General features: G+C 69.2%; 26 protein-coding genes. 7 read left to right on the top strand and 19 right to left on the bottom strand.

Features of this window, described 5'->3' with window-relative positions; translation table 11 throughout:
• Positions 1-90: 90 nt before the first annotated feature.
• Both pabB and L1Z78_RS22385 read left to right on the top strand, forming a co-directional pair.
• Entirely contained in the window at positions 91-1,236 is a 1,146-nt protein-coding gene (gene pabB, locus L1Z78_RS22390) for an aminodeoxychorismate synthase component I (protein WP_234638541.1), read from the top strand.
• The gene (locus tag L1Z78_RS22385; RefSeq protein ID WP_234638540.1) at positions 1,233-1,880 is read left to right on the top strand and encodes an aminotransferase class IV; all 648 of its coding nucleotides are present in this window, start codon (positions 1,233-1,235) and stop codon (positions 1,878-1,880) included. The genes pabB and L1Z78_RS22385 overlap by 4 nt, the downstream gene beginning before the upstream one ends.
• Here L1Z78_RS22385 and L1Z78_RS22380 read toward each other — a convergent pair.
• The 10 genes from L1Z78_RS22380 to L1Z78_RS22335 all read right to left on the bottom strand — a co-directional run bounded on the left by L1Z78_RS22380 (position 1,840) and on the right by L1Z78_RS22335 (position 8,795).
• Complete coding sequence (locus L1Z78_RS22380) at positions 1,840-2,514, bottom strand: tRNA-uridine aminocarboxypropyltransferase (RefSeq protein ID WP_234638539.1); 675 nt, start codon at positions 2,512-2,514, stop codon at positions 1,840-1,842. The genes L1Z78_RS22385 and L1Z78_RS22380 overlap by 41 nt on opposite strands.
• 4 nt (positions 2,515-2,518) lie before the next feature.
• Positions 2,519-2,878 (bottom strand): 5-carboxymethyl-2-hydroxymuconate Delta-isomerase, encoded by a 360-nt coding sequence (locus L1Z78_RS22375; RefSeq protein ID WP_234638538.1) that lies wholly within the window; start codon positions 2,876-2,878, stop codon positions 2,519-2,521.
• Positions 2,879-2,912: 34 nt separating this feature from the next.
• Positions 2,913-4,130 carry an 8-amino-7-oxononanoate synthase gene (bioF, locus tag L1Z78_RS22370; RefSeq protein WP_234638537.1) on the bottom strand — a complete coding sequence of 406 codons (1,218 nt, stop codon included), beginning with the start codon at positions 4,128-4,130 and terminating at the stop codon, positions 2,913-2,915.
• Complete coding sequence (bioD, locus tag L1Z78_RS22365) at positions 4,127-4,816, bottom strand: dethiobiotin synthase (RefSeq protein ID WP_234638536.1); 690 nt, start codon at positions 4,814-4,816, stop codon at positions 4,127-4,129. The genes bioF and bioD overlap by 4 nt, the downstream gene beginning before the upstream one ends.
• A complete protein-coding gene (bioA, locus tag L1Z78_RS22360) occupies positions 4,813-6,135 on the bottom strand; it encodes an adenosylmethionine--8-amino-7-oxononanoate transaminase (RefSeq protein ID WP_234638535.1) in 1,323 nt (440 codons plus the stop codon). The genes bioD and bioA overlap by 4 nt, the downstream gene beginning before the upstream one ends.
• A gap of 27 nt (positions 6,136-6,162) precedes the next feature.
• Positions 6,163-6,543 (bottom strand): aspartate 1-decarboxylase, encoded by a 381-nt coding sequence (gene panD / locus L1Z78_RS22355; RefSeq protein WP_234638534.1) that lies wholly within the window; start codon positions 6,541-6,543, stop codon positions 6,163-6,165.
• 28 nt (positions 6,544-6,571) lie between these two features.
• A complete protein-coding gene (locus tag L1Z78_RS22350; RefSeq protein WP_234638533.1) occupies positions 6,572-6,949 on the bottom strand; it encodes a 6-carboxytetrahydropterin synthase in 378 nt (125 codons plus the stop codon).
• Positions 6,950-6,966: 17 nt separating this feature from the next.
• Positions 6,967-7,614 carry a 7-carboxy-7-deazaguanine synthase gene (gene queE, locus L1Z78_RS22345; RefSeq protein ID WP_234638532.1) on the bottom strand — a complete coding sequence of 216 codons (648 nt, stop codon included), beginning with the start codon at positions 7,612-7,614 and terminating at the stop codon, positions 6,967-6,969.
• Between the two features lie 44 nt (positions 7,615-7,658).
• Positions 7,659-8,522 carry a segregation and condensation protein A gene (locus L1Z78_RS22340; RefSeq protein WP_234638531.1) on the bottom strand — a complete coding sequence of 288 codons (864 nt, stop codon included), beginning with the start codon at positions 8,520-8,522 and terminating at the stop codon, positions 7,659-7,661.
• A gap of 69 nt (positions 8,523-8,591) precedes the next feature.
• Entirely contained in the window at positions 8,592-8,795 is a 204-nt protein-coding gene (locus L1Z78_RS22335; protein ID WP_234638530.1) for a DUF3460 family protein, read from the bottom strand.
• 46 nt (positions 8,796-8,841) lie between these two features.
• Here L1Z78_RS22335 and bamE point away from each other — a divergent pair, with 46 nt between their 5' ends.
• A complete protein-coding gene (gene bamE, locus L1Z78_RS22330) occupies positions 8,842-9,339 on the top strand; it encodes an outer membrane protein assembly factor BamE domain-containing protein (RefSeq protein ID WP_234638529.1) in 498 nt (165 codons plus the stop codon).
• 163 nt (positions 9,340-9,502) lie between these two features.
• The gene (locus L1Z78_RS22325) at positions 9,503-10,153 is read left to right on the top strand and encodes a YitT family protein (RefSeq protein ID WP_234638528.1); all 651 of its coding nucleotides are present in this window, start codon (positions 9,503-9,505) and stop codon (positions 10,151-10,153) included.
• A gap of 3 nt (positions 10,154-10,156) precedes the next feature.
• On the opposite strand, the gene L1Z78_RS22320 is transcribed toward L1Z78_RS22325, so the two are convergent.
• From L1Z78_RS22320 to L1Z78_RS22305, 4 genes are all read right to left on the bottom strand, one after another.
• The gene (locus L1Z78_RS22320; RefSeq protein ID WP_234638527.1) at positions 10,157-10,441 is read right to left on the bottom strand and encodes a hypothetical protein; all 285 of its coding nucleotides are present in this window, start codon (positions 10,439-10,441) and stop codon (positions 10,157-10,159) included.
• A gap of 12 nt (positions 10,442-10,453) precedes the next feature.
• Positions 10,454-12,520 (bottom strand): methionine--tRNA ligase, encoded by a 2,067-nt coding sequence (metG, locus tag L1Z78_RS22315; RefSeq protein ID WP_234638526.1) that lies wholly within the window; start codon positions 12,518-12,520, stop codon positions 10,454-10,456.
• Between the two features lie 72 nt (positions 12,521-12,592).
• Positions 12,593-13,831, bottom strand: coding sequence for a patatin-like phospholipase family protein (locus L1Z78_RS22310; RefSeq protein WP_234638525.1), 1,239 nt, complete (start codon positions 13,829-13,831; stop codon positions 12,593-12,595).
• A 57-nt stretch (positions 13,832-13,888) separates the two neighbouring features.
• On the bottom strand, positions 13,889-14,449 hold the full coding sequence (locus L1Z78_RS22305) for a restriction endonuclease (RefSeq protein ID WP_234638524.1): 561 nt from the start codon (positions 14,447-14,449) through the stop codon (positions 13,889-13,891).
• Between the two features lie 132 nt (positions 14,450-14,581).
• On the opposite strand from L1Z78_RS22305, the gene apbC reads away from it, so the two are divergent.
• Positions 14,582-15,673, top strand: coding sequence for an iron-sulfur cluster carrier protein ApbC (gene apbC / locus L1Z78_RS22300; RefSeq protein WP_234638523.1), 1,092 nt, complete (start codon positions 14,582-14,584; stop codon positions 15,671-15,673).
• 21 nt (positions 15,674-15,694) lie between these two features.
• The gene (locus L1Z78_RS22295) at positions 15,695-16,654 is read left to right on the top strand and encodes a LysR family transcriptional regulator (RefSeq protein WP_234638522.1); all 960 of its coding nucleotides are present in this window, start codon (positions 15,695-15,697) and stop codon (positions 16,652-16,654) included.
• Here the strand turns inward: L1Z78_RS22295 and L1Z78_RS22290 are convergent.
• The 5 genes from L1Z78_RS22290 to L1Z78_RS22270 all read right to left on the bottom strand — a co-directional run bounded on the left by L1Z78_RS22290 (position 16,651) and on the right by L1Z78_RS22270 (position 22,499).
• Entirely contained in the window at positions 16,651-18,981 is a 2,331-nt protein-coding gene (locus L1Z78_RS22290) for a xanthine dehydrogenase family protein molybdopterin-binding subunit (protein ID WP_234638521.1), read from the bottom strand. The two genes, L1Z78_RS22295 and L1Z78_RS22290, sit on opposite strands and share 4 nt — an antisense overlap.
• Positions 18,982-19,070: 89 nt before the next feature.
• Entirely contained in the window at positions 19,071-19,733 is a 663-nt protein-coding gene (locus L1Z78_RS22285; RefSeq protein WP_234638520.1) for an N-carbamoylsarcosine amidohydrolase, read from the bottom strand.
• The gene (locus L1Z78_RS22280; protein WP_234638519.1) at positions 19,730-20,803 is read right to left on the bottom strand and encodes a 2,5-dihydroxypyridine 5,6-dioxygenase; all 1,074 of its coding nucleotides are present in this window, start codon (positions 20,801-20,803) and stop codon (positions 19,730-19,732) included. The genes L1Z78_RS22285 and L1Z78_RS22280 overlap by 4 nt, the downstream gene beginning before the upstream one ends.
• 50 nt (positions 20,804-20,853) lie before the next feature.
• Positions 20,854-21,699: an alpha/beta fold hydrolase gene (locus L1Z78_RS22275; protein WP_234638518.1), complete on the bottom strand. Its 846-nt coding sequence runs from the start codon at positions 21,697-21,699 to the stop codon at positions 20,854-20,856.
• 11 nt (positions 21,700-21,710) lie between these two features.
• Complete coding sequence (locus L1Z78_RS22270; RefSeq protein ID WP_275444439.1) at positions 21,711-22,499, bottom strand: Asp/Glu racemase; 789 nt, start codon at positions 22,497-22,499, stop codon at positions 21,711-21,713.
• 325 nt (positions 22,500-22,824) lie between these two features.
• On the opposite strand from L1Z78_RS22270, the gene L1Z78_RS22265 reads away from it, so the two are divergent.
• Entirely contained in the window at positions 22,825-23,982 is a 1,158-nt protein-coding gene (locus L1Z78_RS22265) for an FAD-dependent monooxygenase (RefSeq protein ID WP_234638517.1), read from the top strand.
• Positions 23,983-24,078: the final 96 nt, after the last annotated feature.

Genomic DNA, 24,078 nt, shown 5'->3' with positions numbered 1-24,078 from the left:
CAGGCCCTACACTGGGCGGCCAGCGTCCCTTGGCTGCTATGCCATGAATAGCGCCCGGCACAAGTACAGCAAGCGTTGACGGCAGTTTTTGTGAAGTTCCTGATCGATTTTCCCAACCCCCATGACGGATCGGCCGCCCGGCTTCGCCATGGCTTCGGGCTGCCGCTGCATCACCTGACGGCCCATGCGCCGGACGAGGTGCGCGGTGTGCTCGATGCCGTCCAGCAGGCGGCGCAAGCCGGCCGATGGTGCCTGGGCTGGCTGCGCTACGAGGCGGCCGCCGCCTTCGATGCGGCCTATGCCGGCACATTGCATGCCACGCCGCCCGGCGCTCCCCTGGCCTGGTTCGCCGTCTTCGATGGCCCGCTGCCGTGGCCTGCGGACGATGGCGTGTCTGGGACGGGCGCGCTGGCGCAATGGCAGCCGGGGCTGGAGCGGGCCGACTTCGATGCCGCCATCGCCCGCATCCACGAGGCCATCGCGGCCGGTGACTGCTACCAGATCAACTACACGGCACAGATGCGGGGGCGATTGCTGGGAGACGTCCCCTCGCTGTTCGCCGCGCTGCGCCGCGCCCAGCCCGGCGGCTACGTGGCCTGCATGGACAGCGGCGACGAACAGGTGCTGTCGGTCTCGCCCGAACTCTTCTTCGACTGGGATGGCGAGCGCATCCTCACGCGGCCCATGAAGGGCACGGCGCCACGCGGCGCCACGCCGGAGCAGGACGAGGCGAATATGCAAGCCATGCGCGCTTCGCCCAAGGAGCGCGCGGAGAACGTGATGATCGTGGACCTGCTGCGCAACGATGTCTCGCGCATCGCCGAGCCATTCAGCGTCACGGTGCCGCGCCTGTTCCACGCCGAGCCCCTGCCCACGGTGTGGCAGATGACCTCGGATGTCCAGGCGCGCACGCGGCCCGGCACGCGCCTGGCCGACGTGTTCGCGGCGCTGTTTCCCTGTGGCTCGATCACGGGCGCGCCCAAGCGCCAGGCCATGCGGCTGATCCACGAACTGGAGCCCGGCCCGCGCGGTGTGTACTGCGGCGCCGTGGGCGTGGTGCGGCCGGGCAGCGCGCCGGGGCGCATGCACGCCACTTTCAACGTACCCATACGCACCGTGGTGGCGCGCGGCGACGAACTGCGCTGCGGCATAGGCAGCGGCATCACCTCGGGGGCCGAGGCGCCTGCCGAGTGGCAGGAGTGGCGCCACAAGCGGGCTTTTCTGGACAAGGTGTGAAAGGGCGCAAGACCATGGCGGATACGGACTTCGACATTCTGGAAACCCTGGCGCTGCGGGACGGCGGCTTCGTGAACCTGGAGCGCCACCTGGCACGCATGCGGGAGGCGGCGCGGCATTTCGCGCGGCCCTGCGCCGATGCCACGCTGGAGCAGGCGCTGCAGGGCCTGCGCCAGGCCCATGGCCAGGGCGACTGGCGCGTGCGGCTGGCGCTGGATGCCGCAGGCCGGGTGCAGACCCAGGCCGTGGCGCTGCCTGCCTCGGCCACGCCGGTGCGGCTGGCGCTGGCCGAGCGGCCCATCGCCAACGCGGTGGCACGCGGGCAATGGGTGCGCTTCAAGACCTCGCGGCGTGCGCACTATGAGGCGCTGCAGCCCGTGGATGCCTGCGTGTTCGATACCGTGCTCCACAACGAGGACGGCGAGATCACCGAGGGCACGCGCGGCAATGTCGCGGTCCTGCTCGACGGCCGCTGGGTCACGCCTCCGCTGTCCTGCGGCCTGCTGCCCGGCGTGGGCCGGGCCGTGGCGCTGGACGAGGGGCGTGTGGCCGAGCGCATCGTGCGGCTCGATGAGCTGCCCCGCGTGCAAGGCTGGGCCTTTGTCAACAGCCTGCGGGGCTGGCTGGATGCGGTGATGGGCTGACTGCCGGGCGGTGTGCGGCATGCATGGCCAGCAGTCCGCCGAACGCCTCATGCAGCGGCCGCAGCGACGGCCCTGCGGGGTCCAGCTGCTCCAGTGCGCAGGCAGCGGCCTCCAGCGTGGACAGTTGCCCAGGCGCATGGGCCTTGCGCAGCGTGCCGTAGCGTGAAGGAGGCAGATCGTCGAGCGCCAGGCGCGGCAGCGATTGCAGCAAGGGGTTGAGGTAGAGCATCTTGCGGCTCTTGCGCCAGGTGGCATCGAGCACGATCAGGCGCAGGCCTTCGGGGCCCGGGGCGGGCAGCGGCCAGGGCGAGGGTGCCGCCAGGCCCGACTGCTCGCCATGGGGCGTCGCCGGGTAGAGCAGCACGGGCTGGCGTGGCCTGTCGCCGCATTGCCAGGAGGCGTGCAGCAGGGCGTGCAAGGCCTGTGCGTCGAAGGCCTCGCCCTCGGCCAGGCGGCTGGCGGGCAGGCACAGGTGCAGCAGCCGGCCCGTGCCCTTGGCCTGGAACACCTCCTCGGGATGCTGGAGCAGCAGCAACTGCACCCGGCGCGGTACCGGGTGCACCAGGGCACACAGGCAGGTGCGCGCGGGGCGCAGGCAGAGCGCGCAGCGTGCGCGGGTGCTTGTAGCGGGCAAGGATTTACAGGCGGCCCTTGAAGTAGCTGGCCTTGTCCATGTCGGCGATTTCCACGCTGAGCTGGACCAGCATGCCGGCCGGTTGGGGCGTGAGGCGGCGCAGCACGGCGGCGATGCCTTCGGACAGCTCCTTCTTGGCCGTGTCGGTGCGGCCTGCGAGCAGGCGCAGCTGCACATGGACGAAGCCGCGGTTGGCCGGTGCGGTGCCGATCTCGAACTGGCTGACGGGCAGCAGGCGGGCCTTGACGTCGGCCTCGTCCTGGATGCTGGGGTGGCCGCAGACGAAGGCGTTGATCTCGGTCAGCAGCTGCTGGCCGGGCAGGCCGGCGAGGTTGTCCGTGTATTCGACATAGAGATGGGGCATGGATGTCTCCGGTTCGGTGGAAAGAATGGGGGGATCAGGAACGGGGCCGGGCCAGGCGCGAGACCTCGTCCAGTGCCGTGAGCAGCAGTTGCACGTCGATGCGCGTATGCGAGGCCGACAGCGCGATGCGCAGCCGCGCCGTGCCTTCGGGCACGGTAGGGGGGCGGATGGCGGGCACCCACAGGCCGCGCTGGCGCAGGCCTTCCATCACGGCCAGCGCCGTGGCGTTGGAGCCTATGACCAGGGCCTGCACGGCGGTGCGCGAGGGCAGCAGACGCCAGCCCGTGCGCGCCAGCAGCGGCGCCAGGCCCGCGCGCAGTTCGGCGATGCGCTCGGCCAGGGCCTCGCGGCGGTCGTCTTCGGCCTCGATCAGGGCCACGCTGGCCTGCAGTGCGCTGGCCAGCATGGGCGGCGCGGCGGTGGCGAAGATGTAGCTGCGCGTCTTTTGCAGCAGCCACTCGATCAGCATGTCGCTACCCGCCACGAAGGCACCGGCCACGCCGGCCGCCTTGCCCAGGGTGGCCATGTAGAGCACGCGCGGCGAGGCACCCGCGCCCGTGAGTCCGGCCTCGGCCAGGCTGCCCCGGCCCTGCGGTCCGAGCACGCCGAAGCCGTGTGCGTCATCGAGCAGCAGCAGCGCATCATGCTGCTCGCACAGCGCCAGCAGGCCGCGGATGTCGGCGACGTTGCCGTCCATGCTGAACACGGCATCGCTGATGACCAGCTTGCGCCTTGCCGTGCAGGCGGCCAGTTGCGTGGCCAGATCGTCCAGGTCGGCGTGGGCATAGCGGTGCACCTGGGCACGTGACAGGCGCGCGCCATCGATCAGGCAGGCATGGTTGAGTGCGTCGGAGAACAGTGCATCGCCGGCGCCGACCAGGGCCGGCACGATGCCTGCATTGGTCGCGTAGCCTGCATAGAAGTAGAGTGCGCGTGGCAGCTGAACGAAGCGCGCCAGTTGCTCCTCCAGCGCGGCATTGACCGTGCTGTGGCCGCTGACCAGGGGCGAGCCGCCCGAGCCCACGCCGAAGGACTGGGCACCCGCGCAGGCGGCATGCACCAGGGTGGGATGGCCGGCCAGGCCCAGGTAGTCATTGCTGCAAAAGGCCAGCATGGGGTGGCCGTCGACCTGCATGTGCGCGCCGCTGGCAGCGCCTTGCAGCGGCGCCGTGGCGCGGCGGCGCCGGCGCAGGTGGGCGGCGTCGAGTTCGGCGATGCGCGCGGGGATGTCGTCCAGCCAGGAGCCGCTCATTGCCATTCCTTCGGCAGGGTGTAGGCGATGGCGCGTGCATCGGGCGTGGCCTGATAGGGAATGTCGGCCAGCAGCGGTGCCTGGAGGTGCTGCTCAAGCCAGGCCATGTTCTCCTCGGGCACGAGCATGTCGGGGTCCACGCGGCTCGCGATCCAGCCGGCCAGGCGCAGGCCGCGCGCGCGGATGGCCTCGGCCGTCAGGGCAGCGTGGTTCAGGCAGCCCAGGCGCAGGCCCACCACCATCACCACGGGCAGCCCCAGCGCCTGCGCCAGGTCGGCGCCCGTGAGACGGTCGGACAGCGGCACGAGAAAGCCGCCCGCGCCTTCGACGACCACGGCATCGGCCTGTGCGGCCAGGCGGCGGTAGCTGTCCACGATGTGGGCGATTTCGATGGAGCGGCCCGCGCGCCGCGCGGCGATGTGCGGCGACATGGGATCGGGCAGCAGCACGGGATTGTCGAGCGCGGGCGGCACGGCCAGTGTCGAGGCGGCGCGCAGCGCCAGCGTGTCCTCGTTGGCCCAGCCGCCGTGCCCGTCGGGCTCGGCGCCCGCGGCCACGGCCTTCATGCCGACCACGCGGGCATGGTGGCGCGACAGCGCGTGCAGCAGGCCGCACGAAGCCAGGGTCTTGCCCACGCCGGTGTCGGTGCCGGTGACGAAGCAGCCCAGGGTGGGTGTGCCGTTCATGCCTTGTCCTCCTGGGCCAGGGTGTCTTCGAGCGCGGCCAGGGCGCTGGCCGCCAGGTGCTGCACGGCCTCTGCGTCCAGCGCGTAGGGCGGCATGGCGTAGAGGGTGTTGCCGATGGGGCGCAGCAGCAGGCCGCGCTCCAGCGCGGCGGCGTGGTAGCGGCGCGAGAAGTCGGGCAGGGGGGTCTGCACATCCCAGGCCCAGATCATTCCCTGGCGCCGTGCGTGGCGCACGCGGCCGTGCTGGTTCAGCGGCGCGAAGGCGGCATCGAGCCGCTGTGCCAGCGAGAGATTGGCCGCGATGGCATCGGTCTGATCGAACAGCTCCAGCGTGGCCAGCGCCGCGCGGCAGGCCAGCGGGTTGCCCGTGTAGGAGTGCGAATGCAGAAAGCCCCGCGCGACCGAGTCGTCATAGAAGGCCGCGTAGACCGCTTCCGTGGTCAGCACGGCCGACAGGGCCAGCGTGCCCCCCGTCAGGCCCTTGGACAGGCAGATGAAGTCCGGTCGTATGCCGGCCTGCTGGTGGGCGAACATGCTGCCGGTGCGGCCGAAGCCCACGGCGATCTCGTCCACCACCAGGTGCACCTCGTAGCGGTCGCACAGGGCGCGCGCCAGGCGCAGGTACTCGGGGTCGTGCATCGCCATGCCGGCCGCGCACTGCACCAGCGGCTCGACGATCAGGGCTGCCGTGGTCTCGTGGTGCTGGTCCAGCCATTGCCGCAGGCCCTCGGCGGCGTGGCGGGCCGTGTCGGCCGCGCTCTCGCCGGGCCGGGCGCCGCGTGCATCGGGGCTGGGCACGGTGTCGGCCAGGCGCACCAGCGGCGCATAGGCTTCGCGGAAGATGGGAATGTCGGTCACGGCCAGTGCGCCCACGGTCTCGCCGTGGTAGCCACCGGCCAGGCCTGCGAAGCGGCTCTTGCCGGGACGGCCGAGGTTGCGCCAGTAGTGCGCGCTCATCTTGAGGGCGATCTCGGTGGCCGAGGCACCGTCGCTGCCGTAGAAGGCGTGGCCCAGGCCTGTGAGCGCGCCCAGCCGCTCGGACAACTCGATCACGGGGGCATGCGTGAAGCCGGCCAGCATCACATGGTCGAGCCGGGCCAGCTGGTCGGTGAGTGCGGCCTGGATATAGGGGTGGCTGTGCCCGAACAGGTTGACCCACCAGGAACTGATGCCGTCCAGATAGCGCCGCCCGTCGATGTCGTGGAGCCAGGGGCCCTGGGCGCGGGCGATGGCGATGGGGGGGGCGGCCTCATGCCGCTTCATCTGGGTGCAGGGGTGCCACACAGCCGCGAGGCTGCGGGCGGCAAGCGATTGAGTCATCGCGCGATTGTCACACTGCGCGGGAGGTCACAGCTGTTGCGTGGGCACGTGGTGGCGCAGCTCCACCTGGCGGTTGGCCTCGTCCACGAAGACCAGCCGGGGCTGGTGCTCGGCCACATCCTTTTCATGGACCTGGGCGAAGGAGGCAATGATCAGCAGATCGCCCACGGCCGCGCGGCGTGCGGCCGAGCCGTTGACCGAGATCATGCCGGTGCCGCGCTGGCCCTTGATGGCATAGGTGACGAAGCGTTCGCCGTTGTCGATGTTCCAGATGTGCACCTGCTCGTTCTCGACGATGTTGGCGGCGTCCAGCAGGTCCTCGTCGATGGCGCACGAGCCTTCGTAGTGCAGCTCGCATTGCGTGGTCTTGACGCGGTGGATCTTGGATTTGAGCAGGGTGCGGAACATGGTCGGGGGTCCGTGGGAGAGTGGGGAATCAGGCAGTCCGCGCGCATTCGAGCACGCAGGAGTCGCCCAGGGCTTCACGCCAGACATGCACGCGCGTGACCTGCTGGCGCAGCGGCTCGGGCATGGATTCGGCGATGAACAGGCACAGGTTTTCCAGCGTGGGGATGCCCAGGCCGGGTACCTCGTCCAGCATATGGTGGTCCAGGCGCTCGCGCACCTCGGCCAGGGCCAGGCGCAGCAGGCCCAGGTCCAGCACCATGCCGGTGGCGGGGTCGCGCTGGCCGGTCATGAAGACCTCGGCGTGGTAGGTGTGGCCGTGTATGCGGCGGCTGCCCTCGGCCTCGATCTCGCGGCGCAGGGTGTGGGCGGCATCGAAGAAGAAGCGCTGGGAAATGGTGAACAACATGTCTGGCGGTCGGGGCATCAGCGGATGCCGCTGATCTTGTGGGTCTGCAGGCTCAGGCGCCAGACGGGCTGGCGCATGCAGGCGTCTATGCAGGTGGCGATGTTGGCGGCCTGCTGGGGGCCATCCATGGGCTGCAGGAACCGGTGGGTGAACCGGCCGGTGCGTGCCATGGTGTCCAGATCGAATCCGTTCTGGGGCCAGACCAGCTTGAGTTCCTGGCCTTGCTGTTGCACCCAGGGAGCGCCGGCCTTGGGGCTGACGCACAGCCAGTCGATGCCCGGCGGGGCTGCCACGCTGCCATTGGTCTCGACGGCGATGCGGAAATGCCGCGCATGCAGGGCGTCGATCAGCGGGGTGTCCAGCTGCAGCAGCGGCTCGCCGCCCGTGATGACCACGAGGCGGCGGCCGGCCTCGGCCGGATCATCGGCAGGCCACTGGGCCGCGATGCGCTCGGCCAGATCGGCGGGGCTGGCGAACTTGCCGCCCAGCGTGCCGTCCGTGCCCACGAAGTCGGTGTCGCAGAATTGGCAGATGGCGCTGGCGCGGTCCTGCTCGCGGCCGGTCCACAGGTTGCAGCCCGCAAAGCGGCAGAACACCGCAGGCAGGCCGGCCTGTCCGCCTTCGCCCTGCAGGGTGTAGAAGATTTCTTTGACGCTGTATGTCATGGTGAGAGGGCTGGCGGCGTGCCGCATGCAGGCGAGCGCTGCCGTCAGACGGGTGTATAGGCCAGGCGCACGTAGATGGGCGCGAAGGCTTCGGCCTGGGTGATCTCGATCAGCGTTTCCTTGGCCAGCTCCAGCAGGGCAATGAAGGTCACGACCAGCACCGTGGAGCCTTTCTCGGGCTGGAACAGGGTCTCGAACTCGACGAAGCGGCGGCCCTGCAGGGCCTTGAGCACCTGGCTCATGTATTCTCGCACCGACAGTTCTTCCCGCGTGATCTTGTGGCTTTGCACCAGCCTGGCGCGCTTGAGGATGTCCCGCCAGGCCGATTGCAGCTCGGCCACGTCCACATCGGGAAAGCGCGGCTGAAGGCTTTGCTCGATATGGATCTGCGCCCTGAGGAAATCGCGTCCGTACTGGGGCAGCTGGCCCAGCTGGTGGGCGGCCAGCTTCATCTGCTCGTATTCGAGCAGCCGGCGCACGAGTTCGGCGCGCGGGTCCTCGGCCTCCTCGCCGTCCTCCTGCTTCTTGGGCGGCAGCAGCATGCGGGACTTGATCTCGATGAGCATGGCCGCCATCAGCAGATACTCGGCCGCAAGCTCGAGATTGCGGCTGCGGATCTCGTCGACATAGCTCATGTACTGGCGCGTCACGTCCAGCATGGGGATGTCGAGGATGTTGAAGTTCTGCTTGCGGATCAGGTACAGCAGCAGGTCCAGCGGCCCTTCGAAGGCTTCGAGGAAGACCTCCAGCGCATCGGGCGGGATGTACAGGTCCTGCGGCAGGGCGAACAGCGGCTCGCCGTACAGGCGCGCCAGAGCCACCTGGTCGATCACGACCGGCGTGCCATCGCCTTCGGCGCGGGAAGGCGCCGCATTCTCGGGCGCCAGGGGGGATTCAGCTCCGGTCATGGAATGCCGGCGCCTGACGGGCAGGCGCTTGCTGCGGTGTCCTCATGGGAGCGAAGCCGGCATCCCGGATCAGGCGTTCGTCTGGTAGACGTAGGGCTTCTGGTCGACGCGGCCGGCGCGCAGGTCTTCCCAGACCTCGTGGTTCACGTCCTTGTCCCACAGCAGCGAACGACCGGCCACCTGCTGGCTGGACAGTTCGGGCTTTTGCTTCTTCAGGTCGTTGATGAAGTTGGTGGTGTCGGAGCGGTAGTCGGGGCGGCGAAAGAATGACATAGACTGATAACCTCTTGAATCGCGTGATTTTACCGGGACACCGTCCATGAACCTAGTCTCCCGCCTCGCGGGGGTTGCCGTGGCCGTGATGGGCATGCTGTCGCTGCCCGGCTGCGACCCCCAGAACATCAAGGAACTCGAGGAAGGCCTGTCCACCGAGGCCGACGTGCGCGCCCGCTTCGGCGAGCCCGAGCGCATCTGGCCCGAGGCCGATGGCTCGCGCACCTTCGAGTACAACCGCCAGCCCGCCGGCAGCCGCAACTACATGATCACCATCGGCACGGACGGCAGGATGAGCGCGCTGCGCCAGGTGCTGGCCCCGCACAACTTCGACAGGATCCGCCCCGGCATGGACGAGGAGCAGGTGCGCCGCATGCTGGGCAAGCCCGCCAAGGTCACGACCTACCAGCTCAAGCAGGAAACCGACTGGGACTGGAACTACATCGATCCCCCCACGCGCAACATGGAGTTCACCGTGACCTTCGGCCCCGACGGCCGCGTGCTGCGCAGCGCGGGCCGCGAGAAGCTGCACGGTGGGGCCTGATCCCAGGGCCCCGCAAGCCGTCGTGGCGGACGGTGGCCTGCACGCAACAGCGCGCCGGGGCAACAGTCTCTAGAATCCGGGTTTGTACCTATGACACCCCATGGGTACGGCGAAGGCCCCGAACCGGGGCCTTTGCGACGATAGATCTGTCATCACCCCGACAATGTCCACGCCTTCCCTACCCGCTGCCGCGCCTGCTGCGCCTGTCTCGGCCACCGCTTCGCTGCGCCATGGCCTCTTCGAGGATGTCCAGGCCCTCTTCACCGGAACCCTGTTCGTGGGCATCGCCATGATGATGTTCGCGCAGGCGGGGCTTTTGACGGGGAGCACGGCGGGCCTGGCCTTCGTGCTGCATTACGCCACGGGCTGGCCGTTCGGCCTGGTCTTCTTCGCGATCAACATCCCGTTCTACTGGTTCGCCTGGACGCGTGTGGGCCGCACCTTCACGGTCAAGACCTTCCTGTGCGTGGGCGCGCTGTCGCTGATCACCGAAATGGGGCCGCGCCTCATCCACATCGACTACCTGCACCCGGCCTTCGCGGCCATCGCGGGCGGCCTGCTCATGGGCTCGGGCCTGCTGTTCCTGGCGCGCCACCGCTCCAGCCTGGGCGGCGCGACCATCGCCTCGCTCTACCTGCAGGACCGCTACGGCATCCGCGCGGGCAAGGTGCAGATGGCCATCGACTGCTGCGTGGTGCTGCTGGCGCTGTGGGTCGTGCCCTTCGAGCGCGTGGCCTGGTCGGTGCTGGCGGCCGTGGTCATGGGCGTGTTCCTGGCGGTGAGCCATCGGCCGGGGCGGTACGCTGGGCAGTAGGCCTCAGGGCTGCAGCGGCTGCCCCTCCGGCGTGCGGTAGCGCACCGTGATGCCGCTTTCGTCGGAAGCGGTCCCGTCATCGCTGATGGCATCGACGGCCTTGCCCACGCCCTTGCCGACGATCCTGGCCGTGCCCACGGCCGCATCGGCGGCCAGGCCCACGGCCGAGGCCGTGACGCTGACGGCCGTGGCGGTCACGGCCACCACGGTGCAGCCGGACAGCAGGGCCGCAGCAACCAGGCAAAGAAAAGCCCCCAGGGCCGGGGACCGTGAGGGCTTGCGGGACATGGATGCTGTCTTTCAGTGTATGCGCATGCCTGGTTGTGCGCCGGGGAAGGGTTCCAGCACGTAGATGCCGGGGTGGGCCTTCTCATCGGCATGGCTGGCCGCCAGCACCATGCCTTCGGAGATGCCGAACTTCATCTTGCGCGGCGCCAGGTTGGCCACCATCACGGTGAGCTTGCCCTGCAGCTGCTCGGGCTGGTACATGCTGGAGATGCCGGAGAACACGTTGCGCGTCTTTCCCTCGCCCACGTCCAGCGTGAGCTGCAGCAGCTTGGTCGAGCCTTCCACGGGCTTGCATTCCACGATCCTGGCGATGCGCAGGTCCACCTTGGCGAAGTCGTCGATGCTGATGGTCTCGGCGATTTCCTCGCCGCCGGGCAGGACCTTCTCGACCACGGGCTCGGGGGCTTCGAACAGGGCGTCGAGCTGCTTGACGTCCACGCGCTGCATCAGGTGCTTGTACAGGCCGATGGCATGGCCGGCGCCCAGCAGGTTCTGTGCGTCGGCGAACTGCAGCGGCGCCACGTTGAGGAAGCCTTCCACCTGTTCGGCCACGGCCGGCAGGATGGGCTTCAGGTAGATGGTCAGCAGGCGGAAGGCCTCGATGCACGTGGTGCACACGTCCTGCAGGCGGGCGTCCATGCCTTCCTGCTTGGCCAGTTCCCAGGGCTTGTTGGCATCCACGTACTCGTTGACGCGGTCGCACAGCTGCATGATCTCGCGCACGGCACGGGCCGTGTCGCGGTTCTCGAAGGCCTGGACTATTGTTTCGCTCTGGCCGCGCAACTGGGCCAGCAGGGCCTGGCCGTCTTCGCTGACCGTGCCCAGCCTGCCGTCGAAGCGCTTGGCGATGAAGCCGGCGGCGCGCGAGGCAATGTTCACGTACTTGCCGATCAGGTCGGCGTTGACGCGGGCCATGAAGTCATCGGGGTTGAAGTCAATGTCCTCATTCTTGCCGTTGAGCTTGGCGCCCAGGTAGTAGCGCAGCCACTCGGGGTTCATCTGCAGGCCCAGGTACTTGAGCGGGTCCAGGCCGGTGCCGCGGCTCTTGCTCATCTTCTCGCCGTTGTTGACGGTCATGAAGCCGTGCACGCAGATCTTCGTGGGCGTCTTGCGGCCGCTGAACTTGAGCATGGCGGGCCAGAACAGCGTGTGGAAGGTGATGATGTCCTTGCCGATGAAGTGGTACTGCTCCAGGGCCGGGTCGGCCATGTAGGCCTCGTAGTCCTCGCCGCGCCGGTCCAGCAGGTTCTTGAGCGAGGCCAGGTAGCCCACGGGCGCGTCCAGCCAGACGTAGAAGTACTTGCCCGGCGCATCGGGGATCTCGATGCCGAAGTAGGGCGCGTCGCGCGAGATGTCCCAGTCGCCCAGGCCCTCGCTGGTCGTGCCGTCCGGGTTGGTGCGCACGCTGAACCATTCCTTGATCTTGTTGGCCACCTCGGGCTGCACGTGCTGGCCGTCCTGGGTCCATTCGGTCAGGAACTCCACGCAGCGCGGGTCCGACAGCTTGAAGAAGAAATGCTCCGAGCTCTTGAGCACGGGCTTGGCGCCCGACAGGGCCGAGTAGGGATTGATCAGGTCGGTGGGCGCGTAGACGGCGCTGCAGACCTCGCAGTTGTCGCCGTACTGGTCCTTGGCGTGGCAGCGGGGGCACTCGCCCTTGATGAAGCGGTCGGGCAGGAACATGTTCTTCTCGGGGTCGAAGAACTGTTCGATGGTGCGCGTCTCGATGAAGCCGGCAGCCTTCAGGTCGCGGTAGATCTGCTGGGCCAGCGCATGGTTTTCGGGCGCGTCGGTGTTGTGCCAGTTGTCGAAGGCGATGTGAAAGCCGTCCAGGTACTGCTTGCGGCCCGCGGCGATGTCGGCCACGAACTGCTGGGGCGTCTTGCCGGCCTTCTCGGCCGCAATCATGATGGGCGCGCCGTGCGCGTCATCGGCGCCCACGAAGTTGACCGCGTTGCCCTGCATTCGCTGCGCACGCACCCAGGTGTCGGCCTGGATGTATTCCATGATGTGGCCGATGTGGAAGTTGCCGTTGGCATACGGCAGGGCGGTGGTGACGAAGAGTTTGCGTGCGGTCATGGGTAACTGCTTTCTCGGGGAACCCGCCATTCTAGAAGGCCCGGGCGCGCGGCGCGCGTTGCCGGCCTTTTGTCAGTGCCCGGACGGTGCCCGCTGCCAGCCCAGGAACTGCTCGATGTCGCTGCGCCGCGCCAGCGCGTCGCGCCGGCCCAGGGCCATCAGCTCGCGCGTGAAACTGCGCTCGAACAGCAGGTAGCTGGCCAGGGCCGCGCCGCGCGGGTCGCTGGCGTCCTGGCGCACGCCCAGGGCGCCCAGCAGGGTGCGCATGGGCAGTGGCAGGCGGCCGACATGGCGCGCGGCGATGGCGTCGATGCGCTCGGACGGCGAGATCACCAGCAGCTGCAGCGGGCGCAGGCGGCTGCGCTCGCGGTCGGCGGGCGGGATCAGGGCCAGGGTCTGGTTGATGCGCTCGGCGCGCTCCACGTCCAGGGCCAGGGCGTCCAGGAAGATGCTGGACAGCGTGTGGCCCGCGATATGGGCCAGCGAGGGGTAGCTGGCGCCTTCGGGCGGCGGTGTGGCGGGAGGCTCGTTGCGGCGGCCCGCGCCCACGACGAGGATGCGCTCGGCGCCCAGGTGGATGGCGGGTGCCAGCGGCGCGGTCTGGCGCATGGAGCCGTCGCCGAAATATTCGGTGGCGCCGTCCAGCGGCAGCTCCGTGGCCGGAAAGATGAACGGAATCGCCGAGGAGGCCAGCAGGTGCTCGCGCGTGATCTGCGCGGGGGCGGCCTTGCGCTGGTTGCGCACCCAGGGCTTGAGTTCCTCGTGGGTCTGGCAGAAGGTCACATGTTCGCTGGTGGTGTAGCTGGAGGCCGAGACGGCCAGCGCGCGCAGGTGGCCGCCGGCGATCAGGTCGGGCAGGCGCTCCAGCGGCACCAGGCCGCGCGACAGCAGTTGCCCCAGGGGCCGGTTGTCCAGCAGCGAACGCGGGCGCATGCGGCCCCAGCGGGCCAGCGCCCAGCCCAGGGACAGCAGGGTCAGCCAGCGCGCACCGCTGCGCAGCACGCTCAGCGAGTCGGACAGGTAGACGTCTTCGGGGCGCAGGTTGCGCCAGATGCGAGCCATGCGGCGCACGGCGCGGTCGAAATGGTCGCTGCCACAGGCCAGGGCCGCCGCGTTGATGGCACCGGCCGAGGTGCCGACCAGGATGGGAAAGGGGTTGGGGCCATGCTGCTGGCCGCAGGCGCGGCGGATCTCGGCGATGGCTTCGAGCACGCCGGCCTGGTAGGCGGCGCGGGCGCCGCCGCCGCTGAGCAGCAGGCCGGTGCTGGGCGGGGGCAGGCTGTGGTCGTTGGAGGGCGCGGCGTCGGGCATGTCCTGCAGTGTGCCGCCTGCCGCAGTCCCAGGGGTCGGGGGATGACCCCGAGGGAATCAGGCCTTGGCCAGCAGCGTTCCCAGATCCGTGCCGGAAATCAGGGCGATGCCCTGCTGCCTGGCCCAGGCGGCTGCGTTCTCGGCCGGCGGTTGCAGCGACAGGTAGCAGACCGTGGCCGCGTCGCGCGCCTGGCCCGCGGCAAGCAGCGCCCGCAGCGGCTCCATGCCGTGCACGCCGGCCTTCCAGCGCCTGGCGCAGGCCACGGTGGTGCGGCCCTCGCGCTCGAGCACGAAATCGGCGCCGTCCTTGTCCGTCAGGCGGGTCACGGTATGGCCTTCGGCCTGCCAGGCGCGCTCCAGCCGGTCCGAGAAGTCCCGCCAGCCTTGCTGCGCAGCGATCTCCAGCGCCTGCTCGACCTTGGCCGGACTGGGCGCGCGCAGCTGGCGCCAGGCGGCGATGCAGCCGATGGCGAAGAAGGGCAGGGCGGTGACGGCGGCAAACGGCGCAATGTCCTTGGGCAGCAGCGCCGTGGACACCAGGGTGACCAGGGCGGCCAGTGCAAAGCTGATCCACCAGCGCGAGCGCAGCAAGATAGCGAACAGGGAGTTTTGGGCCATCTGGAATTTCACGGGGGATCTTTCTGGGGAGAGGGAACTGGGGAGCCAAAGGCAGCAAGGGCCGCATTGTCTCGCGTGTGCGAGGGGATGGGGGCTTCGATAGACTACCCGGCTCTAGGAGTTATACACACCATGGCAGTCACAGAACAAGCGCTCTTGGCCGCGCTCTCCAGCGTGCTCGACCCCCACACCGGCAAGGACTATGTGAGCACCCGCGCCCTGCGCAACCTGCAGGTCACGGGGGCCGACGTGGCCTTCGACGTGGAGATGGGCTATCCGGCGCAAAGCCTGGTGCCGGCGCTGCGCGGCCAGTTCGTCGCGGCGGCCAAGACCGTCGAGGGCGTGGGCAATGTCTCGGTCAACATCACGTCCAAGGTGGCCGCGCATGCGGTGCAGCGCGGCGTGCAGTTGCTGCCGGGCGTCAAGAACATCATCGCCATCTCGTCCGGCAAGGGCGGCGTGGGCAAGAGCACGACCACGGCCAACCTGGCGCTGGCGCTGGCCGCCGAGGGCGCGCGCGTGGGCATCCTGGACGCCGACATCTACGGCCCCAGCCAGCCCATGATGATGGGCGTCTCGGGTCGGCCCGACAGCCCCGACGGCAAGACCATGGAGCCGTTGATCGGCCATAGCGTGCAGGTGATGTCCATCGGCCTGCTGGTCAACAACGACCAGGCCATGATCTGGCGTGGCCCCATGGCCACCCAGGCGCTGGAGCAGATGCTGCGCCAGACCAACTGGAAGGACCTGGACTACCTGCTGGTGGACATGCCGCCCGGCACGGGCGACATCCAGCTGACGCTGGCCCAGCGCGTGCCCATGACGGGCGCCGTGGTGGTCACCACGCCCCAGGACATTGCCCTGATCGACGCCAAGAAGGGCGTGAAGATGTTCGAGAAGGTGGGCGTTCCCATCCTCGGCCTGGTCGAGAACATGGCGGCCCATGTCTGCAGCAACTGCGGCCATGTGGAGCACATCTTCGGAGCCGAGGGCGGCAAGCAGATGGCGGCCGAGTACGGCATAGCCTACCTGGGCGCCCTGCCCCTGTCGCTGCAGATCCGCCTGCAGGCCGACAGCGGCACGCCCACCGTGGTGGCCGAGCCCGACAGCGAGGCCGCGCAGATCTACAAGAAGGTGGCGCGCGACCTGGCCGTGAAGGTGGCGCTCAAGGCGCGGGATTTCACGAGCAAGTTCCCCACCATCACCGTCAGCCAAGGCACCTGACCTCGCACAGGCGCTGCCGGCATGAACCTGCTGACCTCGATGCGCTATCTGGCGGCGCTCAACGAGCACCGCCACTTCGGTCGCGCGGCGCTGGCCTGCCACATCACCCAGCCGGCCTTGTCCAATGCGCTGCGTGCACTGGAGGAGGAGTTCGGCACGGTCATTGTGCGCCGGGGACGCTCGTTCGCGGGCTTCACGCCCGAGGGGGAGCAGGTGCTGGCCACGGCCCTGGCCATGCTGCGCGCCGAGGAAGGCCTGCGCCAGGAACTGAGCGCGGGCGCCGGCGCGCTGCGCGGGCAGTTGCGCATGGCGGCCGTGCCCACGGCCATGCCCATGCTCACCCGCTTCGCGGCCCTGCTGCGCGAGCGCCATCCGGGCATCACGCCAGTGGTGCTGTGCCTGAGCTCGGCCGAGATCGAGAGCGGCCTGGAAGACCTGTCGCTGGACCTGGCCCTGGGCTACAGCGCGCGCATGCCGCCGCGCGGCCCGCGCCTGCAGTCCTGGCCCCAGTACCAGGAGCACTATTACCTGCTGTGCCGCGAGTGCCGCGATGGGCAGGGCGAGGGCCGGCCCTTTGCCTTCGGTGCCGACATCGCCTGGCGCGACGTGGCCGGCATGCCGCTGTGCCTGCTCACCCCCGACATGCACAACCGCACGGTGATCGACGAGGCCTTCGCCGCCGTGGGCATGGCCGTACAGCCCGCCATGGAAACCAACTCCGTGCTGACCCTGGTAATGGCCGTGGCGCAAGGAGCGGATGGCATGACCACCGTGCTGCCCGGCGCCATGGTGGCCACGGTGCGCCACATGCCGGGCCTGGTGGCGCGGCCACTGCGCTCGCCCGAATTGGTCACCCCCATCGGCTTCATGGCCCAGCAGGGCGTGGCGCCCACGCGCGCGCTGCAGGCGGCGCTGCAACTGCAGGACGCCGCCGAATGGCGTGCGCAGTGCCTGCGGCATGCGGGGGCGCTGAAAGACTAGGCGGGCTGTACCCGCCGCCCTGCCTGTGCAGTCTCTGGCGAGGCGTTCGGCGCGGCATTCAGCGCGGCGCGCACCACGTCGGGCGTGAACGGCGCGGCGTAGAAGCGCCGCCCCGTGGCATCGAACAGGGCATTGGCCAGCGCGGCGGGGCCCGGCACCGAGGCCGATTCGCCGGCGCCCATGGGCGCCTCGTCCTGGCGCGGCATCAGCACCACCTCGATGGGGGGGAGGTCGCGAAAGCCGATGATGGGGTAGCTGCCCCATTCGCGGCTGGCCACACCCTGGGCGTTGAAGGCCACGCGCTCCAGCAGGCTGCGGCTCAGGGTCTGGATGACGTTGCCGTGGATCTGGTGGCGCACGCCGTCGGGGTTGACCATCATGCCCGTGTCCTGGCCCACGACCAGGCGCCGCACGGCGATGCGGCCGCTGAGCGGATCGACCTCGATGTCGATCACCCAGGCGGCCCAGGCCGCGCCAAAGCCGGGAAAGCGGCTGTGGATGTAGCGCGCATAGGCCACGCCGCGCCCGCGCAGCAGGCCATCGGCGCCGGGCTGGCCCCGGCTGCCGCGCTGGCCGGGCTGCCAGCCCGCATGCAGGGCGGTGGCCTCGATCAGTTCGATGGCGCGCCGGTCTTCGAGGTGGCGTACGCGGTAGTCCACGGGGTCGGCGCCGGCCGCGTGGGCCAGCTCGTCGATCATGCAGTCGTGGGCAAAGGAGTTGGGCAGGGCCGAGACGCCGCGCAGCCAGGATGAGCGCACGATGGGCGCCATGTCGTGGCAGGCGATGCGCTGGCTGGCATAGCGGTAAGGCGGCACGGCCGTGCGGTCGCCCATCTCCAGGGTGCGCGGCTGGCCCGGGATGCGGCCCGTGAGCAGCAGGGCCAGCAGCGGCGCGTCGTTGGAGGGGTAGCGCACGGCGAAGTCGTAGGCCAGCAGATCGCCCTTGTCGTCGATGGCCGCGCTCACGTCCATGAGCTGGCCCGTGCCCTTGGGCTCCCACTGGTGTTCCTGCTCGCGCGTGAGCTGCACGCGCACCGGCGCGCCCACGGCCATGGACAGCAGGGCCGCGTCGGCGCAGACATCGTCGGCGCAGTTGCGGCCGTAGCAGCCGGCGGCTTCCAGGCGCACGATCTCGATGCAGCCTTCGCCCAGTTGCAGCAGCCGATCCAGGTCGGTGCGCAGCATGTGGGGGTTTTGCGTGCCGGCCCACAGCTTCAGGCGCCCGCCCTGGAAGTCGGCCACGGCGCAGGAGGGGCCGATGGAGGCGTGCATCTGGTAGGGCCAGACGTAGCTGCGGCGCAGTTCGGTGGCCGCCACCGCAAAGGCGCCGTCCACGTCGCCTTCGTCGACCAGGGCGCGGCGCTGGGCGGGGTTGGTGCGGAGGGTGCTGGCCAGATCCGACAGATCCGGCGCGGGCGGCACGGCGCGCCACTGCACGCGCAGCGCGCGCATGGCGGCGATGGCCTGCTCCTCGCGGTCGGCCACCACACCCACGAAATCGCCTTCGGTGACCACCTGCACGTTGCCGGGCAGGCGGGCGACGGAGTCGCGGTCCACGGCGATCAGGCAGTGGCCGATGAAGTCGCCGCCGTCGCGGCCCGGGTGCGGAGGGCGGATGACGCGGCCATGGCGCATGCCGGGCACGCGCACATCGTGCACGAAGCTCAGCTCGCCCGTGGCCTTGGCGGGGATGTCCACGCGCGCCGCGCCCCGGCCCACGATCCGGTAATCGCCGGCAGGCTTGAGTTTCACCTCTTGTTCCGGCGGTGCCAGCGTCAGCTGCAGTTGCCGGTCTTGCAGCAATTGCCCGTAGTGGAGTTCGCGTGCATCGCTGCCATCGGCCAGGCGTATGCGCCCATCGCGCGCCTGCAGGCGCTCGGCGGCCACGCCCCATTGCGCGGCGGCCAGCGCCAGCAACTGCTCGCGCGCCTGGGCGGCCGCGCGGCGCAGCGGCACGGCCGAAATCTGGATGCTGGCGCTGGCAATGGTCGGCCCCTGGTTGGGCGCGGCGGCCGTGTGGCCGAGCACCATCTCCAGCCGGTCCAGCGGCACTTCCAGCTCTTCGGCCACGATCTGGGCCAGGGCCGTGCGTATGCCCGTGCCCAGGTCCACGTGGCCGTTGAAGGCCAGGGCGCGCCAGCCCTGCGGGGCGCTGTCGTCGGCCAGCACGGCCACGAAGATCTCGGGCGTGGACTGCACATAGTCGGTGGCCGTGCCGGGCTGGCCGGGCGCGGGGCGCGGCGGCGCCACCGGCTGGCGCACCACGAGCAAGGTGGCGGGGCGGGCGAGCAGCTGCGTGTGCAGGGCTTGGGGCTGGGGCAGGGTCATGGGGTGTTCTTCGCGGGCATGTCGATCATGCATGCGTGCGGGGCCGGCCGCAGGCTGCCGGCCCCTATGGGCGCGTTGCCGCGATGGGATCAGCGCACGATGGCGTCGGTGTCGGACAGGGCCTGGGACAGCGGCATCACCGCCGCGTACTTCTGTGCCATGTCGAACAGGTTGGCCTCGTGCGGGCCCAGGGCGCGGTCGCCGCAGCAGTCGGCCACCACCAGGGGGCGGAAACCCGACTGCATGGCATCGACCACGCTGGCGCGCACGCAGCCGCTGGTCACGCAGCCGGCCACCAGCAGGGTCTGCACGCCGCGCTGGGCCAGCCAGGGCGCCAGCATGGTGCCGAAGAAGGCCGAGGGCGTGCTCTTGCGCACCACGTACTCGCCGGCAGCGGGGGCCAGCTCGGGGACGATGGCGCTGGCGGGGCTGTCTTCCTTCAGGGTCAGCATGCCCGGCACCTTCAGGCAGAAGATGTTGCTGTCGGCGTCGTCGTCCGAGAACACGATGCGGCTGTGCGCCACGGGCCAGCCGCGCTCGCGCGCATGGGCCAGCAGCTGGCGCGTCCGGGCGATGGCCTCGGGGATGTTGCCGCCGCCGAACACGGCCGGGTCGGCGAAGCCGTTGACGAAGTCGATGATGAGCAGGCCGAACGGCGCCTTCAGCGGCAGCGGCGTGCCGAAGCCCTGGCGGGCGTAGGCCGAGATGTCGCCCGAAACGCCCTCGGTGGGGATGGTTTGTGTGGTGGTCATGCGATGTCCTTTCGGCGCTTGGCGCGCGCCAGTCCCTGTTCGTCCTGCACCACGCCGGCTATGACGGTGGGCGTGCCATCCAGCGCCACGCTGCAGTGGCGCATGGGGATGTCGATGTGGCAGGCCGTGGTGCGGCTGCCGCCGGCTTCGTTGTTGGGGCCCATGGACCACAGGAAGTTGCCCTCGAAGGCACGCGCGTCCATGCCGATGTGGGTTTCCTTGTTGTAGTGGGCCAGCATGGACCAGTGGGCGCGCGGCTGCAGGCCCCAGCCGATGTGGGAGACCGCATAGGCCTCGGGATCCTCGTAGGAGGCCATGTACTCCTTGAGGATGTCGGCCTGCAGGCCGCCGCTGATGCGCGTGACATAGCCTTTTTCGATGACCAGCTCGATGGGCTCGGTCACGTAGTCCTTCATGGGCAGCAGGATGTCGCCCCGGTCCAGGACCACGCGGCCGTTGCTTTGGCCCTCGTTGGGCCAGGTCAGCACGAAGCCGCTGGGCCAGTGGTCCCAGCGGCCGGGCTGGTCCACGAAGCCGTACTCGCAGATGGCCGGGAAGTCGCCCAGCTGGCAGCGCAGGTCGGTGCCCGCGGCCGAGGTGATGTGCATCTGCTTTGCCGCTTCGATGCGCTTGGATGCGGCCTGCACGCGCGCGCGGTCACCTTCGGTGGGCACCAGGCGGCACAGCACCTCGGGCGGCTCCACGGCCAGCAGGATCTTGGTGCCGGTCTGCAGTATCTCGTGCTGTTCGGGCGAGAACAGCAGGGTCATCAGGTCCAGCACCAGGTCGCTGGCCTTGAGCGCGGCGATGGCGGCCGGGTTGCCGGTCAGCGGCGTCGTGCCCAGGTAGGCCAGCGAGTCGCGGCTCAGGGATTTTTCGGCGTTGACGGGCGGCAGGTCCAGGCGGTTGACGCGTGCTCCCATCTCGCTGGAGGCAGCGATGGCGCAGCGCAGCGTCTGCGGGTGCGTGTCGGCGCCCGTGAGCACGGTGACGGTCTGGCCGGCCTCCAGCCGGGACAGCGTGAGCACCTGCTTCCAGGCGTGGATCAGATCGATATCGCTGACGGACATGTGCGTCTCCTTGGTGCCGCGATGGATGGAAAGGGTTGGCTGGCGGGCATTCAGTCCACCCGTGCACCCAGGAACTCGCCGAGCGCCGCATAGAAGCCGGCCTCGTTGTCCCAAGGAATCATGTGGCCGGCATTGGGCACGCGCACATGTTCGGTCTGCGGCGCCAGTGCCTGCCACTCGGCCACGTCCTCGGCGCGCACCACGTCGCCGCGCTCGGCCGTGACCAGCAGCAGCGGGTGCTGGATGTGGGGCAGGTCGGCATGGATATCGTCGCGGCCGAAGTCCTCGAAGCTTTGCACGATGGCCGGCTCGTGGCAGGTGTGCAGCCACTGGGCGCGCAGCTGGCGCTGCTCCTCGGTCCAGGTGGGGCAGAAGGCGCGCATGGCCTCGGCATCCATGCCCTGCGTGGCCTGGCGGATGGAGTCCACATACCAGGGCAGGGCGGCCGGGTAGGCGCGGCGGCCGGGGCCGGAGACGGGCGGGTCGACGATGACCAGGCGCGTCAGCCCCACCGGCTGGCTGCGCGCGGCGCGCACGGCGATGCGCCCGCCCATGGAGTGGCCGACCAGGGCCCAGCGCGACAGGCCCAGGGCCTGGGCGAAGGCGGCCACGTCGGCGGCCTGGGCATCGAGGCCGTAGTCCAGGCCCGGGCCCGAGGACGACAGGCCGCGCCCGCGCACGTCCAGCACATAGGTGTCGAACTGGCGGCCCAGGTGCTCGGCGACGAAGCCCCAGGTCACGGCCGGGCTGGTGATGCCGGGGATCAGGATGACGGCGTCGCGCTGAGCGCGTTCGCCCTCTGCGCCGCCGTAGCGCAGGTAGTGCTGGCGGATGCCGTTGGCGTGGACGTTGCCGCCGTAGCGGAATGTGCTGGGGGTGCTGGAGTGGCTGGTCATGCGTGTGTTCCTCAGGCCTTGGCTGCGCTGTTGCCGCTGTCGTAGGGATAGGCGCCCGACAGCAGCGCGCCCGCGCCCGGCACCACGGGGTCCAGGCCGAGCTCCTTGAGGATGGCGTAGGTGGTGGCGATGGAGGCGGTGAGCACGGGCTTGCCGGTCTCGGCCTCGACCTGGGCCACGGCCGGCAGCGAGGGCATCTGCACGCAGGCCGACAGCACGATCACGTCGGCGTCGGCGTAGTTCATGCCGGCCACGATGCCGGGCAGCTTCGCGGGGTCATGGCGGCCCACGTCCAGGTTGTCGGGGATTTCCAGTGCGCGCCAGTCCACGATCTCGAAGCCCTCGGCGGCCACGTAGTCCATGACCAGCTGGGTCAGCGGGATCATGTAGGGCGCCACCAGGGCGATCTTCTTCGCGCCCATGACCTTCAAGGCCTCGACCAGGGCGCCCGCGCTGGTGATCACGGGGGCGGTGGCGCCGTTGCTCTCGGTGCGCTCGGTCAGGCGCTTTTGCGAGACGCGGTGGTAGCCCTTGCCCATGGCCATGATGGCCACCAGGCAGGCATAGCCCAGCACATCGACGCGCGCGTCGCTGAGTTCCAGCGCGCAGCGGTCGCTCTCGGCGTCCATGGCGGCCAGCTCTTCCTTCTGGACCTTCTTCATGCGCATGCGGCTGGAGTGGAAGGTGAAGCGGTCCTGCGGGCGCAGCGTGGAATGGGCCTGCAGCATGGCCGGTACCTCGGTCTCCATGGTGGTGTTGGAGCTGGGGACGATCTGGCCGATGCGGAATGTTTTGGTCATGGACTTGCCTTTGTGGAAATTCGAGGATTTCTGATCAGGGTCAACTGAGCGTATACGCTTTATTCTTGCAAAAGACATGCCGTCTTGCAAATGAGAATTTTCTCGGGGTTTGTACTGATTTGGTGCAGAAATTGCACCAAAAATGGCGAACTTCAATTTATTCTGCCGCCCTGTGGTGCACGCCTTGGTTTGAAAAATTCAAGTGCATACACCTGAATTAAGTGTTTTGTTGCCTGGCACGCTTCCTGCTGTTGACCCTGCATGGACGCGCCGAAGCAACGGTGGCCCCCGTCTGGATCCCAACATTCCTGCAAGGAGAAAAACTGTGTCTCAATCCCCTCGTATCGCCGTGGTCGGCGCCGGTCTCGGTGGGGCGGCAGCCGCCAAGCTGCTGCTCCAGGAAGGCTTCAATGTCCGTGTCTATGAGCAGGCGCCCAGCTTCTCGCGCCTGGGGGCCGGCATCCACGTCGGGCCCAATGTGATGAAGATCCTGCGTCGCATCGGCATCGAGGACGCGCTCAACGGGCAGGGCTCGCATCCCGACTACTGGTACAGCCGCCACTGGCAGACCGGCGACGTGCTGGCCCAGATCCCGCTGGGCGACTACGCTGTCAAGGAATACGGCGCCAGCTACCTGACCGTGCACCGCGGCGACTTCCACGCGCTGCTGATCGAGGCCCTGCCCGACAGCGTGATGGCCTATGGCAAGTTCCTGACCAAGGTCGAGGACCGTGGCCACGTGGTAGTCATGCATTTCGCCGACGGCACGACCGAGGAGGCCGACATCGTCATCGGCGCCGATGGGGTGAACTCCCGCATCCGCGAGGAACTGCTGGGCCCCGAGCTGCCCAAGTACGCGGGCTACCTGGCCCACCGCGCCGTGTTCCCCACGCCCGAGGTCAAGGCCGGCATGCTGCCCTTCGATGCCTGCGTGAAGTGGTGGAGCGATGACCGCCACATGATGACCTACTTCGTCACCGGCAAGGCCGACGAGCTGTACTACGTGACCGGCGTACCCGTCGAGCAGTGGGACCTCAACGACCGCTGGCTGCCCAGCAGCAAGGAGGAGATGCGCGAGGCCTTCTCGGGGTGGCACCCCACGGTGCAGGCGCTGATCGATGCCACCGTGGAAGTGACCAAGTGGTCGCTGCTGGAGCGCGACCCGCTGCCGCTGTGGAGCCGTGGCCGCCTGGTGCTGCTGGGCGATGCCTGCCACCCCATGAAGCCCCACATGGCCCAGGGCGCGGCCATGGCCATCGAGGACGGCGCCATGCTGGCCCGCTGCCTCAAGGAAGTCGGTGCCCACAACCACGAGCTTGCCTTCTCCCTGTACGAGGCCAACCGTGCCGAGCGTGCGAGCAAGGTGCAGCGCATCTCGCACGACAACACCTGGCTGCGTACCAACGAAGATCCGTCCTGGTGCTTCGGCTACGACGTGTTCAACGTGCCCCTGGTCGAGCCCAAGGTGAAGGCAGCGGCCTGATACTCGCTGCCTTGCCGGACGAGGGGCGGGAATGTCCCACTCCCGTCCGGCCGCAGAACGCCGACATCCTGAACCGCAGCCAAGTTGCAAGAGCCT

Origin of the sequence: Delftia tsuruhatensis (genome assembly GCF_903815225.1) — a bacterium.
Taxonomy (GTDB): Bacteria; Pseudomonadota; Gammaproteobacteria; order Burkholderiales; family Burkholderiaceae_C; genus Comamonas; species Comamonas tsuruhatensis_A.
Note: the sequence above shows the minus strand (reverse complement) of the source record. Positions and strands in the feature narration are given on the sequence as shown.

What these genes read in the sequence shown, in the direction of transcription:
- L1Z78_RS22325 (WP_234638528.1), top strand. Translation starts at nt 9,503, where the DNA reads ATGTCCACGCCTTCCCTACCCGCTGCCGCGCCTGCTGCGCCTGTCTCG.
- bioF (WP_234638537.1), bottom strand. Translation starts at nt 4,130, where the DNA reads ATGAGCGGCTCCTGGCTGGACGACATCCCCGCGCGCATCGCCGAACTC.
- queE (WP_234638532.1), bottom strand. Translation starts at nt 7,614, where the DNA reads ATGACATACAGCGTCAAAGAAATCTTCTACACCCTGCAGGGCGAAGGC.
- L1Z78_RS22320 (WP_234638527.1), bottom strand. Translation starts at nt 10,441, where the DNA reads ATGTCCCGCAAGCCCTCACGGTCCCCGGCCCTGGGGGCTTTTCTTTGC.
- bioA (WP_234638535.1), bottom strand. Translation starts at nt 6,135, where the DNA reads ATGACTCAATCGCTTGCCGCCCGCAGCCTCGCGGCTGTGTGGCACCCC.
- L1Z78_RS22375 (WP_234638538.1), bottom strand. Translation starts at nt 2,878, where the DNA reads ATGCCCCATCTCTATGTCGAATACACGGACAACCTCGCCGGCCTGCCC.
- L1Z78_RS22275 (WP_234638518.1), bottom strand. Translation starts at nt 21,699, where the DNA reads ATGACCAGCCACTCCAGCACCCCCAGCACATTCCGCTACGGCGGCAAC.
- bamE (WP_234638529.1), top strand. Translation starts at nt 8,842, where the DNA reads ATGAACCTAGTCTCCCGCCTCGCGGGGGTTGCCGTGGCCGTGATGGGC.
- L1Z78_RS22285 (WP_234638520.1), bottom strand. Translation starts at nt 19,733, where the DNA reads ATGACCACCACACAAACCATCCCCACCGAGGGCGTTTCGGGCGACATC.
- metG (WP_234638526.1), bottom strand. Translation starts at nt 12,520, where the DNA reads ATGACCGCACGCAAACTCTTCGTCACCACCGCCCTGCCGTATGCCAAC.
- L1Z78_RS22270 (WP_275444439.1), bottom strand. Translation starts at nt 22,499, where the DNA reads ATGACCAAAACATTCCGCATCGGCCAGATCGTCCCCAGCTCCAACACC.
- apbC (WP_234638523.1), top strand. Translation starts at nt 14,582, where the DNA reads ATGGCAGTCACAGAACAAGCGCTCTTGGCCGCGCTCTCCAGCGTGCTC.
- L1Z78_RS22305 (WP_234638524.1), bottom strand. Translation starts at nt 14,449, where the DNA reads ATGGCCCAAAACTCCCTGTTCGCTATCTTGCTGCGCTCGCGCTGGTGG.
- L1Z78_RS22290 (WP_234638521.1), bottom strand. Translation starts at nt 18,981, where the DNA reads ATGACCCTGCCCCAGCCCCAAGCCCTGCACACGCAGCTGCTCGCCCGC.
- bioD (WP_234638536.1), bottom strand. Translation starts at nt 4,816, where the DNA reads ATGAACGGCACACCCACCCTGGGCTGCTTCGTCACCGGCACCGACACC.
- L1Z78_RS22340 (WP_234638531.1), bottom strand. Translation starts at nt 8,522, where the DNA reads ATGACCGGAGCTGAATCCCCCCTGGCGCCCGAGAATGCGGCGCCTTCC.
- L1Z78_RS22295 (WP_234638522.1), top strand. Translation starts at nt 15,695, where the DNA reads ATGAACCTGCTGACCTCGATGCGCTATCTGGCGGCGCTCAACGAGCAC.
- L1Z78_RS22310 (WP_234638525.1), bottom strand. Translation starts at nt 13,831, where the DNA reads ATGCCCGACGCCGCGCCCTCCAACGACCACAGCCTGCCCCCGCCCAGC.
- L1Z78_RS22280 (WP_234638519.1), bottom strand. Translation starts at nt 20,803, where the DNA reads ATGTCCGTCAGCGATATCGATCTGATCCACGCCTGGAAGCAGGTGCTC.
- L1Z78_RS22335 (WP_234638530.1), bottom strand. Translation starts at nt 8,795, where the DNA reads ATGTCATTCTTTCGCCGCCCCGACTACCGCTCCGACACCACCAACTTC.
- panD (WP_234638534.1), bottom strand. Translation starts at nt 6,543, where the DNA reads ATGTTCCGCACCCTGCTCAAATCCAAGATCCACCGCGTCAAGACCACG.
- L1Z78_RS22350 (WP_234638533.1), bottom strand. Translation starts at nt 6,949, where the DNA reads ATGTTGTTCACCATTTCCCAGCGCTTCTTCTTCGATGCCGCCCACACC.